Raw genomic sequence first — 13,401 nt, 5'->3', positions numbered from 1 at the left:
GTTAAGAACACAGAAGGGGCAGGGTCATCCTGCCCCTTTGCGCTGTTATCAAACTAGGCGCACCACGGCATCACCAGCTTGCATCTCACCGCCCGCACGGTCAAAGCGGAGGTAGGCGATGGCCTCATCCCCCGCACGGCTGAGAAGCGTGCCTGCCTCTTTCTCACCGCTCAGGATCTTGTCACCCGTTCCGGCCGCGCCGATCACAGATACCCGCGCCAGACCTTTGCGCAGCTCGGTCTTGTGTTTCATCCGCGCGGTCACTTCTTGGCCCACGTAGCAGCCTTTGCGGAAATCGACACCATTCAGCGCCTCAAACCCTGCCTCAAGGATGAAGGTATCTGCGGTCAGCTCCACCCCAGTTTCGGGGATGCAATGGGCGACGCGCAGCGCGGTCCAGTCGGTGCCGTCATCGCCGCCCTCTGCGCCATAAAGCCGCCAGCCAAGCGCTGCGTGACGCGGATCAGTCAGCGCACCTGCGGGCGCATCGGCTGTGCCGCGTTTCACCTTTAGGTCGGTTTCCTCCAGCGTCGCCTTGGCGCGCAGTTTATACATGTTGAGGCGCTGAAACAGCATCGGTGCCAGATCGGCGGTCACATCAATCAGCAGGTCGTCCCCGTCGGCTGCGATAAAGAAATCCGCCATATATTTGCCCTGCGGGGTCAGCAGCGCGGCATAGACCAGCCCGTCTTTGACGTTGTCGACATTGTTGGTCACCAGTCCTTGCAGAAAGCTGTGGCTGTCCTCACCGGAAAGGCGGAAAATTTTGCGGTCTGTCACGTCTTGGCTCCCGTTGCGCGTTCCCTTGTAATATAGCGATAGAAGGCAAGGACAATAGGGGTAGGGCGAAAAGATGCGGGCAGCGGTTTCTGTGGTGATCCCGACGTGGAATGCGGCGACCGGTCTGGCGGTTAGCCTGCCCCCTTTGATGGAGGGTTTGCAGGCCGGTGTGATCCGCGAACTGGTCGTCTCTGACGCGGGATCAACGGATGACACTGTTCAGATTGCCGAAGAGGTGGGGGCCAAGCTGATCAGCGGCGCGCCATCACGCGGCGGTCAGATGCGGCGCGGGGCGGAGGTGGCGGATGGGGAATGGCTGTTGTTTCTGCACGCGGATACCGAACTTCCCGCCGGGTGGTCCGATCATGTGCTGACGCACATAGAGGAAGCGTCGGAGTGCGCGGCCTATTTTCATTTGTCATTTTCTGAAACAGGCCTGCGTGCCAGATGGGTTGCAGCTTGGGCCAACCTACGGTCGCGCATAATCGGGTTGCCCTATGGCGATCAGGGGCTGTTGATCTCACGCGTGCTTTACGATCAGGTGGGTGGTTTTCCCGATCAGCCGTTGATGGAGGATGTGGAGATAGCGCGTGCGCTGAAAGGGCGCCTTCGCGCCCTTTCGGTCAGTGTCCGAACAAGCGGCGCGAAATACGTGACAGAAGGGTGGTTTCGCCGTGGGCGTCGGAACCTCTGGATTTTGCTGCGCTATTTTTGCGGCGCCGACCCGCACGCTCTTGCGCAATCTTATCGGCGGTCGGCCCGTCGGTCTTGAACTGCAGCTGGTGCAGGTCGGCATAGATGCCGCCGCGGGCCAGCAATTCGTCGTGGGTGCCTTCGTCCACGACCTGCCCCTTGTCCATCACCACGATCTTGTCTGCGTTGCGCACGGTGGATAGGCGGTGGGCGATGACCAGCGTGGTGCGGTCACTGGCCAGCCGGTCTAGCGCGTCCTGAACGACTTTCTCCGATTGCGCATCCAGCGCGCTGGTTGCCTCATCCAGCAGCAGCACAGGGTTGTTGCGCAGCAGCGCCCGCGCAATGGCGACGCGCTGACGCTGGCCGCCGGACAGGGCGGATCCGCGCGGACCCACCGGCGTGTCGAGGCCGTGCGGTAGTTTGGGCAGAAAGTCACTGACATGCGCCGCATCCAGCGCACGTTTCAGATCATCCTCAGGCACATCCGTGCGGCCCAGCAGGATGTTTTCGCGCAGGGTTTCGTCAAACAGGGCAGCGTCCTGTGTCACCACGCTGAACAACCCGCGCAAGTCTGAAAGGTCCATATCCTGCGTTCTTATATCGCCGACCTTTACGTCACCGACATTTGGATCAACCAGGCGGGTCAATAGGTTGAAGATGGTGGATTTCCCTGCGCCGGACGCGCCGACAAGGGCTGTGGTTTTGCCTGCAGGCGCGGTCAGCGTGGCGCCGCGCAGAACCTCTGTGTCGCCGTAGGACAGGTGCACATTTTCCAGCACCACCTTGGGCATGCCCTTGGGGGCTGCAACGGGATTGGCGGGCGAGGTCAGACGTGGCTCCGTGTCCAACAGCTCTTTGATACGCTCAAGCGCGGCGGCGGCGGATTGCCAGGTGGCGCTGATACCGCCCAGACGGCGCAGTGGTTCAAAGGCGAAGCCGATGGCAGTGAAGAAGGTCATGAACTGACCGACAGTTTTCTCGCCCGACGCAATCTCGGCGCCGCCGAAAACCAGCACGCCGAGGAAACCGATACCCGCCATCACGTCGATCAGGCCGGGAATGGCTGCCTCGCCCACACGGGCACGGACCTGTGCGGTGACCAGATCGTCAGTCAGAGCGCCGTAGCGGTCGGATTGATAGCCTTCTAGACGATTGAGCTTTACCGGGACCATGCCGTGAAACACCTCATCCAGACGGGTCGACAGCTTGGCCGACAGATCACGTGCCTGACGTGAACGACGACGGACAAAACCTTGTACAAGCTGGCTGGGCAGTACCAAGAGCGGGATGCCGATGCAGGCCACCAACGTCCATTGCCAATCGGTGGCCAGTGCCACGCCGAACAGGATAAACAGCGCCATGAGATCACGGCCTGCGCCGGTAATCACCACGCCCCAGACGCGGTTGATTGCCTCAACATCGCCCTGAACACGTTGGATCAAAAAACCCGGCGGGTGTGATTGATGAAACCCTCCATCCTGACGCATTAAGTGCGCCAGCATATCGGTGCGCAGCTTGGCCGCCGAACTTTGCGAGATATAGGCGAGCAGCGCCTTCTGCCCGATAGACGATACCCCGCGCAGGGTGAAAATCCCAAGGAAGGCCGCACCCACCCACCAGATCGCACCGGGGGTGCCCGAAACAAAGACCTGATCGAACATCGGCTGCATCATCCAACTCATCGCGCCCAGCATGCCGCCTTCGACTGCCATCAAGGCGATCGCCAGCAACAGCCAGCCGATATATTGCTTCAGATAGCCCCGCCACAGCCATGCCATCAGCACACGGCTGCTGGCATCCTGTTCGCCCGATTGCTCGGCCACTGGCGTCGTCTCAATCGGTTTGACGGTTTTTTCAACGGTCTCTGCTTGCTCTGTTGCGGGCGCGTTGGTCATAGCGGCAGGATCCGGCGCTTTTCAAACCCCGCACGCAGCGCGTCGTGGTCATATTCATTGCGCACCCAATCCTCGAACCCGATACCGGTTTCCTTGTGGCGTGCCTCATAGACGTCCAGAAACATGTCCAGGATGCCGGTCTTGGTCCATTTGATATGGAGGAAGCGGAACGACAGCATCTTGCGCGCTTCAGCGATGGATTTGCCTTCCATCACGTGCAGATAAATGGCGCTGGCCAGTCCGGCGCGGTCGGCACCGGATTTACAGTGCATCACAAAGGGTTTGTCGATCTTGCGGAAAATCTCCAGCAGTTCCAGCACTGCGGGCACTTTGGGGGTCGAACGTGCGCCAAACGACAGGTCATAGCGGGTCATGCCCAGAACGCGCGTGCTTTCCTCTTCCAGCAGGAAATGCGGTTTGTCGGGGGCTGCACCACGCAGGTTGATCACCGACGTGATGCCAAGGTCCGCATAGCGCTGCCAGCGCTGGTGGTCGGGGTGGTTGGACCGATAAACCCCCGGCGCAATTTCGGCGAAGTTGGTCCAGTACTTGCGCAGTACACCATGGTCCGCCCAGCGAAAGTGCTGTTCGGCCAGTGCGCGATGCTCTGGATTGCTGAGGTCCAGCGGGGCGGGCAGATTTCTGCCGCGTTCATAATCGTTGAATTTCTTGATGATACCCATTGGATCCGTCCTTCGTGTCCCGCGGACTCTTAGTGGTCTGGTTTCGCGCTGGCAAGCAAAGGCGCAGAAAGCAGCATATCACCGCTGTAGTTAAGCCACATCCTCATATGTGTTTCCCACGATATTGACGCGGCATTTTCCTCCGCTAGGGTCTGCCAGACGACCAAAGGAGACACCTATGAGCCTGCGCAACGGACTACACTACCTCGCGATTCCCGGACCCTCGGTCATGCCTGAGGCAGTGCTGCGTGCGATGCACCGCTCGGCGCCCAATATCTATGAGGGCGAATTGGTAGATGTCACCGAAAGCCTGATCCCCGATCTGCGCCGCGTCGCGCGGACGGAACATCACGTGGCGATCTATATCGCCAATGGCCACGGTGTCTGGGAGGCGGCACTGGCCAATGTACTGGCCGAAGGTGATACCGTTCTGGTGCCTGCCACGGGACGTTTCGGCCACGGCTGGGCCGAGATTGCCCGCACGCTGGGGATCAAGACGCAGATTGTTGATTTCGGTCGCAACGCGCCCTTTGACGCGGCCCAGCTGGAGCAGGTTCTACGCGAGGATAAAGATCATAAAATCAAGGCTGTGCTGGCCACACATGTGGACACCTCCAGCGGTGTTTTGAACGACATGGCGGCGCTGCGATCGGCGCTGGATGCGGCGGGGCACCCAGCCTTGTTGATGGCTGATTGCATCGCATCGCTTGGCTGTGATCGGTTTGAAATGGACGCATGGGGCGTCGACGTGATGGTCGCCGCCAGTCAGAAGGGTTTGATGACGCCGCCGGGCGTGGCCTTTGTGTTCTTCAACGAAAAGGCGGCAGCGGCGCGCCAGCAGATGGCGCGGGTGTCAGCCTATTGGGATTGGACCAAACGGGCGGCACCAGAATACCTTTATGAATATTTCACCGGCACGGCGCCGACGCATCATCTTTATGGTCTGCGTGCGGCAGTGGATATGCTGATGGCGGAGGGGATGGAAAACGTCTGGGCGCGTCATGATCTGCTGGCGCGTGCGATTTGGCGGGCTTGTGATGTCTGGGGGCAGGATGGACCATTGACCTTGAACGTTGCGGATCCGGCACATCGTTCGCGCGCGGTGACTGCGCTGCGCATCGGGCTGCCTTACGGGGCGCAACTGCGCAGTTGGACGGAACAAAATGCGGGCGTAACGCTGGGCATTGGTCTGGGCATGTTTGAAAAGGATGATCCCAAGGGCCAGGGCTTCTTCCGCATCGGGCACATGGGCCACGTCAATCCGCAGATGGTTATGGGCGCGCTCAGCGCCATCGACATGGCCTTTAAGGCCGAAGATATCCCTCACGGCACCGGCGCGTTGGAGGCGGCCAGCACGGTGATTGCAGCAGGCTAGATGCGCGTACAATGGGATGTCTTGCAAATGTTCATGAAATGTTCATGATTGTCTCATGCCCAGTGATGACCTGCCCATTGACGATCTAATACCCCTGCAACAGATGCAACCGGGCCAGTTGCTGGCCCGTGGTGTCGCGCGGGCGCTGCGCGGCTATGGCTTTGCCTCGATAGAGGAGTTTGTGCCGTCACGCGGTCTGCGGGTGGATGTGATGGGATTGGGTCCGAAAGGCGAGATCTGGATTATCGAATGCAAATCCAGCCGCGCCGATTTTCAGTCCGATAGTAAATGGCAGGGCTATCTGGAGTTTTGCGATCGGTATTTCTGGGCCGTAGACGCGGATTTCCCGACCGAGCTATTGCCGGATGAAACTGGTCTGATGATCGCAGACGCCTATGGCGGAGAGATCATTCGTATGGGCCCAGAGGCCAAGCTGGCGGCGGCGCGGCGCAAGAGGCTGACGCATAAATTCGCCAGTGATGCCGCGCGTCGTTTGCTGTCTTTGCGTGATCCGCGCCCTTGACCGTCGGATAAGGGCGCAATCAGGGGGAGACGAGCCGCTTATTTGACTGCGCGTGCAGCCTGTGCAGCAGCACGGATTTCTTCGGCGATTTCTTCTGCCTCTTCGGGGGAGAAATCCATTGGAATTTCCAAATCACCCGCGTCGATAAACAGCCGTACCATACCGTGATCGGTGGGGCCGATTTGCAGGTTTGCTTCGATATCGCGTTCGGTGTTGATACCCATTGTCTGCTCTCCTTTGACTGCGCTCTCAGCTAGCGGTTTGTGACGCCTTTGGCAAGATTGCTACCCGCTGTCAGGACGTGGCGCGGCGAATGCCCATCGGCAGGCCGACAAAATCGGGCGTTGGGAAGGCTTTGTGTGCCTCCAGCATGGTTGTGACCTTGGTGGTGACATCCTCGGGGAAGGGAGCAACGCGGGGGCCTGACATGTCGACATGCAGGCCAACGCCTTCACCGGTTGCCGACAACCAGCCATCCGCGTGGATCAGCCACTGGCAGAAGTGAAAGCTCTTGTCGCTTGTGTCTAGCAGTTGGAAACCGACGCGTACCTTGTCGCCCTCGTGTACTTCGCGCAGGTAACGCAGGCGGAAGTCGGCGGTGTAGGTCGTCATTTTACAGGTGGCCGCATAATCAGGCCCAAAACCCATTTCGGCAAAGACCTCATCGGCACCACGGTCAAACAGCACGTTGTAATAGGCCATGTTCAGATGGCCGTTATAGTCGATCCATTCCGGCAAAACGGTCATTTCAGAAGAGAGGAACGGGATCTGTTCGTGCATGGTGCGGCCTTTTTGTTGGGTTTGCGTGCAGGGTGCCAAGGTCTCGCGCGAAAGGAAAGGGCGGGATGCCTCCGGCGGGAGAATTTAGGAATTCTTGAAAGGGGCGACGGGTATGGGGCGCGCAACAAAAAACGCGCCCTGAGGCGCGTTTTGAGATGTTGGATAAAGTGGACTTATTCGCCCAGCTTCTGGGCCACCAGTTGGTTCACCGCTTTGGGGTTGGCTTTGCCGCCAGTGGCTTTCATCACCTGACCAACGAACCAGCCTGCCAGTTTCGGGTTCACCTTGGCCTTTTCCACCTGTGCGGGGTTGGCGGCGATGATTTCGTCCAGTGCAGCCTCAATGGCGCCGGTGTCGGTCACCTGCTTCATGCCGCGCTCCTCGACGATCTGCGCCGGGTCACCGCCTTCGGTGTAGACAATTTCAAACAGATCCTTGGCGATCTTGCCCGAAATTGCATCCGAGGTGATCAGATCAATGATCCCACCCAGCTGCGCCGGTGAAACGGGGCTGTCGGTGATGTCGTGATCTTCTTTCTTCAGGCGGCCGAACAATTCGTTGATCACCCAGTTCGCAGCCAGTTTGCCGTCGCGACCTTTGGCGACCTCTTCGAAATAGGTGGCGGATTCCACTTCGGCAGTCAGAACCGAGGCGTCATAATCCGTCAGGCCGAAATCACCCATGAAGCGCGATTTCTTGTCGTCGGGCAACTCAGGCAGCTTGGCGGCGATGTCGTCCACCCATGCCTGTTCAATTTCCAGCGGCAAGAGGTCGGGATCGGGGAAGTAGCGGTAATCATGCGCCTCTTCCTTCGAGCGCATGGAGCGGGTTTCGCCCTTGTCCGGATCGTACAGGCGAGTTTCCTGTTCCACTTCACCACCGGCTTCGACGATGGCGATCTGGCGGCGTGCCTCGACCTCGATCGCTTGCTGAATGAAGCGCATGGAGTTCATGTTCTTGATCTCGCAGCGGGTGCCGAGGTGCGAGAAGTCCTGGGTTTCCTGATACTTCTCGTACTGGCCGGGACGGCAGATCGACACGTTCACGTCTGCACGCAGGTTGCCGTTTTGCATGTTGCCATCACAGGTGCCCAGATACTGCATGATCTGGCGCAGCTTGGCGATATAGGCGGCGGCCTCTTCGGGGCTGCGGATGTCGGGGCGCGACACGATTTCCATCAGGCAAACGCCGGTCCGGTTCAGGTCAACGAAGGACATGTTGGGATCCATGTCGTGGATCGATTTGCCCGCGTCCTGTTCCATGTGGATGCGTTCCACCCGTACGTTGCGCGCCAGACCGTTGCCCAGTTCCACCAGCACCTCACCTTCGCCCACGATGGGGTGGTAAAGCTGCGAAATCTGATAGCCCTGCGGCAAGTCGGGGTAGAAGTAGTTCTTGCGGTCAAAGGCCGAGAACAGGTTGATCTCTGCCTTCAGACCCAGACCGGTACGCACCGCCTGTTCAACGCAGTATTCGTTGATCACGGGCAGCATGCCGGGCATGGCTGCGTCGACGAAGGCCACGTTCGAGTTCGGCTCCGCACCGAATTTGGTCGAAGCACCGGAAAACAGTTTCGCGTTCGAGCTGACCTGCGCATGGACCTCCATGCCGATCACAAGTTCCCAGTCATGTTTGGCCCCGGCAATCACCTTGGGTTTCGGGGTCTCATAGGTCAGGTCCAGCATGGTCTCATGTCCTTGGAAATGGTTAGTCTGCCTTCTAGGACAGGGGCGGTTGAGGGGCAAGGGGGTTTGGTGAGTGGGCTGTGGCGCTTTGGCAGTAAGAGGATATATTGTGAGTGAATTTGGTGGAATTGATATATATGATTCAACCAATACGATGAATTATGCTTGCATCAAAATCACCGCTATCGTGTCTATCTTGCTCGTTTCTGCCTGTATGAAGGGCGTGGGTGTTTCGCTTAGCCCGAATGCTCAACCTGGCGAGGATTTGATCCCGCCAAGTTATGCAGGGAACTTTTTCACTGAGGTTTGTCTGAGGACAGCGCCCAATTTTACCGGCGTGCCACAAGCGATTTCAGGTGAACCGTTTGTCCAGCATCAGGAAACGGGCACTTATTTCCATAAATTTGCGGACCTGTCGGTAAAGGTCAGCGATTATGGGTGTTCTCTTGTGTTCAAGTCTGAGGCTGACGTGGACAATACGATCGCTGAGCTTGCCAAAGGAGTGACAAAAAACGCCGCCAACTGGAATGTGCAAATTCCACGTACTCTTGATGTGACCTCAAATGCTTCGCCAGATGGGAAAGGTCGGTATTTCAGAATTGGGCTCCCCAGATCGTAAGTGGGTCAAGGCGCTGGCGAGTAAGAAAAAAACGCCCCCAAAATGGGGGCGCAGTCAGGCAGTTGGACACTCGTTACAAAACTAAACTTGGGAGGACTCACGCTGGTTGGGTTTGCAGGCCACCGGAGCCGAGGGCGTTTGCAGCGGCGGTGCGGCCCAATTCGGTCAGCTCCTCGATAGTGGGCAGTTGGGCATAGGCGCCAAGGCCCAGTTTCGCCTGTCCCCAGATCAGCGGGTGCAGTTCCTGCAAGTGGTCGCGCAGGATCCAATCCAGTGCTGTGCGGATGCGGCGCAGCACATCGCGGCTGCTGCGTTGCGCGGTGGGTAGCGACGGCAGCGTCACCGCGCAGAACGCGGCCCAGGTGTTGACCACATGCTGATCGGTTGCGCGGTCCAGAATATCGCGCATGCCCTCAAGGAACATATCGCCATCAAGAAGCTCCAGCGCCTGCGGATCCACGGACAGGGCGTCCAGATAGACCCAGGCGTAGCCGCCGGTGCCCCACAGATCCTCGGTCATCATCGCGACACGGCGCGCCTCGACCTCTAGCATCTGATAAGAGCCGAACCACCGTGGCAGCAGGTGGTTGCCGAAGGCCCGCATATGGCGCGGGTTGGCCGGATCCAGATCAATCAGGTCTTCATAGTCATCCGCCATGCGGCTGGTCGGCGTATCGGCTGCGGCGAGCAGGGCGCAGCGACAGGCGGCCAGCGAGGGGCTGTCATGTTCAAAGGGGCTGAAACGATCGAGAAGCGCGGCCGCGCGCGCCATATGGCGCTGGAATGTCTGTTGCCGGATCTGGGGCAGGGTGGCTTCCCACCCCTCGCCGCGCCAGGCCCAGGCGATGTCGATATGCGCGCCGATCACCACCAGTGCGACGCCAAAGTCGTTGGCGTAATCCTCCAGCACGTCTTCGATCGCCGTAATACCATCGCGCGGTGCGTGTTGCGGCAAGAGGCCCGGATCGCCAAGGATCTTTTCGATAGGCTGCACCACATCAAGGCGCGCGCCACGGGCCAAGAGGTCGGCCACTGCCATGCCGCCGGGGGTATGGTCGCGCTGATGGTCAGCCGTGCGGATTTCTTCGCCCAGTTCATCCCAGCGATCCTGACGGGCCAGAAACTGACCGCGTGCCTCAATCTCTTGGCGCAGGCTGTCCTCTGCGCTGGTCGGATGTTCTGGCAGGGTCAGGAGCGCGCGGTTCGCAAGAGGGGTATTTTTACAAGGTGTTTTACAAGGGGAAGGGCTGGATTTGGCGGAGCGGCCCATCGTCTGACGGGGCAGGCGCAGGGCGGAAAGTGTCTGCAGCACACGCGCAGGGGCAAGCTTGGCTTTAATCATTGGGGTCTTCTTCACCGTTCACAGGGGCAACCACGTTACGTCTTGGACCTAAATCTGTCGTCGGTTTGAGGCGGAAAGAAGGCAGTGCCAAGGTGGTTTCGGGCAGAAACTAGGGTGCGGTTGGGGTACGGCTGGCGTAATTGGCGCAGATGCGGAAACAGCTGTCGGATTGGTGGTGGATTGCCGGGGAAACCGCACCTAACTGTCGGTATTTTGACGGTTTTGGTGGCGATCTGTGCTGTCCGCCGGGCCTGAGCCAGAATCGCAGCGAGCGCGGGCAGTGGTCACGCGCCCCATCATCATCGGATGGGGGCGCGCGTGTTGTTCGAAGTGTGCCAGATCTTCAGCTGGCGCGGATGCGGCTGACCATTTCTGTGGTGTCGCGGCTGAGCCCCTCGGTCCCCAGAATGCGATCAAGCTGCGCGGCGATCAGCGCCTGACGGTCGCTGTCATAGCGTTTCCATGTTTCAAACGCCGAGCACATCCGCGCCGTGGTTTGCGGGTTCAGCGGGTCCAGCTGGATCAGCCAATCCGTCAGCAACGTGTAGCCAGCCCCGTCAGCACGGTGGAAGCCTGCGGGCGACATCGCCAGCGCGCCCAGCGTGGCGCGGAAGCGGTTAGGGTTCTTCATGGTGAAATCTGGATGCTGGGTCAGGCCCGCTGCAATCTCTACCGCGCGATCTGGTGCGGCGTGACTGATTTGCAGAGCGAACCATTTGTCGATGACCAGACGGTCCTTTTGCCACTGATCATAAAACGCCACTGTTGCCGCGTCGCCCTTGCCTGCCATGATCAGGCAGCCAAGTGCTGCCAACTGCTGGGTCATATTATCAGCACTGTCATATTGCGCCTGCGCCGCGGCACCGCCATCCGTGCGTGAAATCAGCGCCAGTGCCGCGTTCGCCAGAGACCGTGCGCCGGATTGGTCCGCGTCCGGCTGATAGGCACCCGTGACCTGATACTGCGCATAGATGCGCGGCAGCACGTCCTGCATGTGGGTGGCCATCGCCATCTTCAGCGTTTCCAGCGCCTGATAGATCGCGCTTGGGTCGGGCGTATGGCCCAGATCCACCAGCGCTTGCGCCAGATCGTCCTGACTGGGCAGTGCCAGTGTCAGCGCGCGGAAGGCAGGATCCAGATCATCATTGCGCAGCACCTGTAATACTGCGTTCAGATAGTCCCCATCCGGTGCCGCGTTGTTCAGCACCATGTCCACCAGACCGGCACGCGCAAGGGCGCGGCCTGCCTCCCACTTGTTGAAGGGATCGGTGTCATGGGCCAAGAGGAAGGCGCGTTCTGCGTTGTCGCTAGCGCGTTCAAGGATCACCGGGGCGGAGAAGCCGCGCAGGATTGACGGGACGGGTTTGGCGGATAGACCTTCAAAGGTGAAGCTTTGTGTCGCCTCGGTCATCTCCAGTACCGTGGTCGGCACCACCTCATCGCCGTTTGCGCCCAAGAGGCCAACGGCGATTGGGATCACCCGCGGGTCTTTCTGGTCCTGACCGGGGGTGGCGGGCGTCGATTGGGTGAAGGTCAGCGTGTAGGTGCCTTCCTTATATGCCTCTTCCACCGACAGGCGCGGGGTGCCAGCCTGTTCGTACCACCGTTTGAACTGCGAAAGGTCGCGGCCTGTCACATCCTCAAACACCTGCAACCAGTCCTCAATGGTGGCTGCATCGCCATCATGTCGGTCAAAGTAGAGGTCTAGCGCTTTATAGTAGTCGCTGTCGCCCACAAGCGTTTTCAGCATGCCGATCAGCTCTGCCCCCTTTTCATAAACGGTGGCGGTGTAGAAATTGTTGATCTCAACAAAGCTGTCGGGGCGCACCGGATGCGCCAGCGGGCCGTTGTCTTCGCGGAACTGACGGGCGCGCAGGGCGATCACATCCTCGATCCGTTTCACCGGTTCGGATCGCATATCGGCGGTGAATTGGGCGTCACGGTAGACGGTCAGCCCTTCTTTCAGGCACAATTGAAACCAATCGCGGCAGGTGATGCGGTTGCCGGTCCAGTTGTGAAAGTATTCATGGGCGATGATCGCCTCGATCCGTTCAAAGTTCATATCGGTCGAGGTTTCAGGCGATGCCAGAACGCAGGAAGAGTTGAAGATGTTCAGCCCTTTGTTCTCCATCGCGCCCATGTTGAAATCATCCACCGCCACAATATTGAAGATGTCGAGGTCATATTCACGCCCGTAGATCTCTTCATCCCATGTCATCGACTTTTTCAGCGCCTCCATACCGAAGGCGCATTTGTCCTCATCGCCCGGGCGCACGTAGATGTTCAGTTCCACATCCTTGCCGGATTTGGTGGTGAAACGATCAGGATGCGCAATCAGTTCGCCGCCGACCAATGCAAAGAGGTACGCGGGTTTGGGCCACGGGTCATGCCATTCTGCAACGCCATCGCCGGAGGTGACAGGGTTGCCGTTCGACAACAAGACCGGCAGGTCGCTTTCGATACGCACGGTAAAGACGGCCATCACGTCAGGGCGGTCGGGGTAATAGGTGATCTTGCGAAATCCCTCCGCCTCGCACTGGGTGCAATACATGCCGTTTGACATATAAAGACCCTCCAGTGCGGTGTTGGCGGCGGGGTTAATCTCTACCTCAGCTTCCCACACAAACGGCGCGCTGGGCACGTCGCAGGTCAGACCACCGTCTACATGTGTGGGCGTCACAGGTGCGCCGTCGATCTGGGCGCTGATCAGGGTGAGCTGCTCGCCATGCAGAAAAAAATCGGAGCTGGCCGCATCCGGGTTTGGGCGGAACGCGATGCGCGAGCGGACGCGCGTTGCCTCTGGTGCCAGTTGGAAGGTCAGGTGAACCTCATCAATGAGGTAATTGGGAACCTGATAGTCGCTGAGATAGATTTTCTGCGGGGCAGAGGGTGTTGCGTCTTTCATTGACCTTCTCCGAGGTTGCGCATGTCGTTTGAGCTGAAGGTAGGGGGGAAGGGCAGGGGCTGCAATGGGGATCTCTTGTGCTGGGTTGGTCTGTCGGCGCCTGCCGAAAAATGCACCA

General features: G+C 59.3%; 11 protein-coding genes and 1 pseudogene. 4 read left to right on the top strand and 8 right to left on the bottom strand.

Annotated features, from left to right (window positions below; genetic code table 11):
* Nucleotides 1-48 precede the first annotated feature (48 nt).
* Nucleotides 49-780, bottom strand: a complete 732-nt coding sequence (locus MHM86_RS05180) for a folate-binding protein (protein ID WP_239196609.1) — start codon at nt 778-780, stop codon at nt 49-51.
* A gap of 73 nt (nt 781-853) precedes the next feature.
* On the opposite strand from MHM86_RS05180, the pseudogene MHM86_RS05175 reads away from it, so the two are divergent.
* Nucleotides 854-1,468, top strand: a pseudogene (locus tag MHM86_RS05175) (TIGR04283 family arsenosugar biosynthesis glycosyltransferase); the annotation flags it as partial.
* Here MHM86_RS05175 and MHM86_RS05170 read toward each other — a convergent pair.
* Together MHM86_RS05170 and MHM86_RS05165 are read right to left on the bottom strand one after the other, a co-directional pair.
* The gene (locus tag MHM86_RS05170) at nt 1,404-3,371 is read right to left on the bottom strand and encodes an ABC transporter ATP-binding protein (RefSeq protein ID WP_370644036.1); all 1,968 of its coding nucleotides are present in this window, start codon (nt 3,369-3,371) and stop codon (nt 1,404-1,406) included. The pseudogene MHM86_RS05175 and the gene MHM86_RS05170 sit on opposite strands and share 65 nt — an antisense overlap.
* The gene (locus tag MHM86_RS05165) at nt 3,368-4,054 is read right to left on the bottom strand and encodes a tyrosine-protein phosphatase (protein ID WP_239196607.1); all 687 of its coding nucleotides are present in this window, start codon (nt 4,052-4,054) and stop codon (nt 3,368-3,370) included. Before MHM86_RS05165 ends, MHM86_RS05170 begins: the two co-directional genes overlap by 4 nt.
* Before the next feature lie 178 nt (nt 4,055-4,232).
* Between MHM86_RS05165 and MHM86_RS05160 the strand changes: the two genes are divergently transcribed.
* Together MHM86_RS05160 and MHM86_RS05155 are read left to right on the top strand one after the other, a co-directional pair.
* Nucleotides 4,233-5,429 (top strand): alanine--glyoxylate aminotransferase family protein, encoded by a 1,197-nt coding sequence (locus MHM86_RS05160; RefSeq protein WP_239196605.1) that lies wholly within the window; start codon nt 4,233-4,235, stop codon nt 5,427-5,429.
* A 55-nt stretch (nt 5,430-5,484) separates the two neighbouring features.
* Nucleotides 5,485-5,952 (top strand): MmcB family DNA repair protein, encoded by a 468-nt coding sequence (locus MHM86_RS05155; RefSeq protein WP_239196603.1) that lies wholly within the window; start codon nt 5,485-5,487, stop codon nt 5,950-5,952.
* A gap of 38 nt (nt 5,953-5,990) precedes the next feature.
* On the opposite strand, the gene MHM86_RS05150 is transcribed toward MHM86_RS05155, so the two are convergent.
* From MHM86_RS05150 to gatB, 3 genes are all read right to left on the bottom strand, one after another.
* A complete protein-coding gene (locus tag MHM86_RS05150) occupies nt 5,991-6,176 on the bottom strand; it encodes a DUF6324 family protein (protein ID WP_239196601.1) in 186 nt (61 codons plus the stop codon).
* 70 nt (nt 6,177-6,246) lie between these two features.
* On the bottom strand, nt 6,247-6,732 hold the full coding sequence (locus tag MHM86_RS05145) for a thioesterase family protein (RefSeq protein WP_239196599.1): 486 nt from the start codon (nt 6,730-6,732) through the stop codon (nt 6,247-6,249).
* 173 nt (nt 6,733-6,905) lie between these two features.
* On the bottom strand, nt 6,906-8,417 hold the full coding sequence (gene gatB, locus MHM86_RS05140) for an Asp-tRNA(Asn)/Glu-tRNA(Gln) amidotransferase subunit GatB (RefSeq protein WP_239196597.1): 1,512 nt from the start codon (nt 8,415-8,417) through the stop codon (nt 6,906-6,908).
* A 109-nt stretch (nt 8,418-8,526) separates the two neighbouring features.
* Here gatB and MHM86_RS05135 point away from each other — a divergent pair, with 109 nt between their 5' ends.
* Nucleotides 8,527-9,036 carry a hypothetical protein gene (locus MHM86_RS05135; protein WP_239196595.1) on the top strand — a complete coding sequence of 170 codons (510 nt, stop codon included), beginning with the start codon at nt 8,527-8,529 and terminating at the stop codon, nt 9,034-9,036.
* Between the two features lie 97 nt (nt 9,037-9,133).
* Here the strand turns inward: MHM86_RS05135 and MHM86_RS05130 are convergent, their stop codons facing one another.
* Both MHM86_RS05130 and pepN read right to left on the bottom strand, forming a co-directional pair.
* A complete protein-coding gene (locus tag MHM86_RS05130; protein ID WP_239196593.1) occupies nt 9,134-10,378 on the bottom strand; it encodes a hypothetical protein in 1,245 nt (414 codons plus the stop codon).
* A 343-nt stretch (nt 10,379-10,721) separates the two neighbouring features.
* Nucleotides 10,722-13,283: an aminopeptidase N gene (gene pepN / locus MHM86_RS05125; protein ID WP_239196591.1), complete on the bottom strand. Its 2,562-nt coding sequence runs from the start codon at nt 13,281-13,283 to the stop codon at nt 10,722-10,724.
* Nucleotides 13,284-13,401 lie beyond the last annotated feature (118 nt).

Origin of the sequence: Thalassobius sp. Cn5-15, assembly GCF_022347685.1 — a bacterium.
In the GTDB taxonomy this organism is placed as follows: Bacteria; Pseudomonadota; Alphaproteobacteria; order Rhodobacterales; family Rhodobacteraceae; genus Thalassobius.
Note: the sequence above shows the minus strand (reverse complement) of the source record. Positions and strands in the feature narration are given on the sequence as shown.

What these genes read in the sequence shown, in the direction of transcription:
- MHM86_RS05170 (WP_370644036.1), bottom strand. Translation starts at nt 3,371, where the DNA reads ATGACCAACGCGCCCGCAACAGAGCAAGCAGAGACCGTTGAAAAAACC.
- MHM86_RS05165 (WP_239196607.1), bottom strand. Translation starts at nt 4,054, where the DNA reads ATGGGTATCATCAAGAAATTCAACGATTATGAACGCGGCAGAAATCTG.
- MHM86_RS05160 (WP_239196605.1), top strand. Translation starts at nt 4,233, where the DNA reads ATGAGCCTGCGCAACGGACTACACTACCTCGCGATTCCCGGACCCTCG.
- MHM86_RS05155 (WP_239196603.1), top strand. Translation starts at nt 5,485, where the DNA reads ATGCCCAGTGATGACCTGCCCATTGACGATCTAATACCCCTGCAACAG.
- MHM86_RS05150 (WP_239196601.1), bottom strand. Translation starts at nt 6,176, where the DNA reads ATGGGTATCAACACCGAACGCGATATCGAAGCAAACCTGCAAATCGGC.
- MHM86_RS05145 (WP_239196599.1), bottom strand. Translation starts at nt 6,732, where the DNA reads ATGCACGAACAGATCCCGTTCCTCTCTTCTGAAATGACCGTTTTGCCG.
- gatB (WP_239196597.1), bottom strand. Translation starts at nt 8,417, where the DNA reads ATGCTGGACCTGACCTATGAGACCCCGAAACCCAAGGTGATTGCCGGG.
- MHM86_RS05130 (WP_239196593.1), bottom strand. Translation starts at nt 10,378, where the DNA reads ATGATTAAAGCCAAGCTTGCCCCTGCGCGTGTGCTGCAGACACTTTCC.
- pepN (WP_239196591.1), bottom strand. Translation starts at nt 13,283, where the DNA reads ATGAAAGACGCAACACCCTCTGCCCCGCAGAAAATCTATCTCAGCGAC.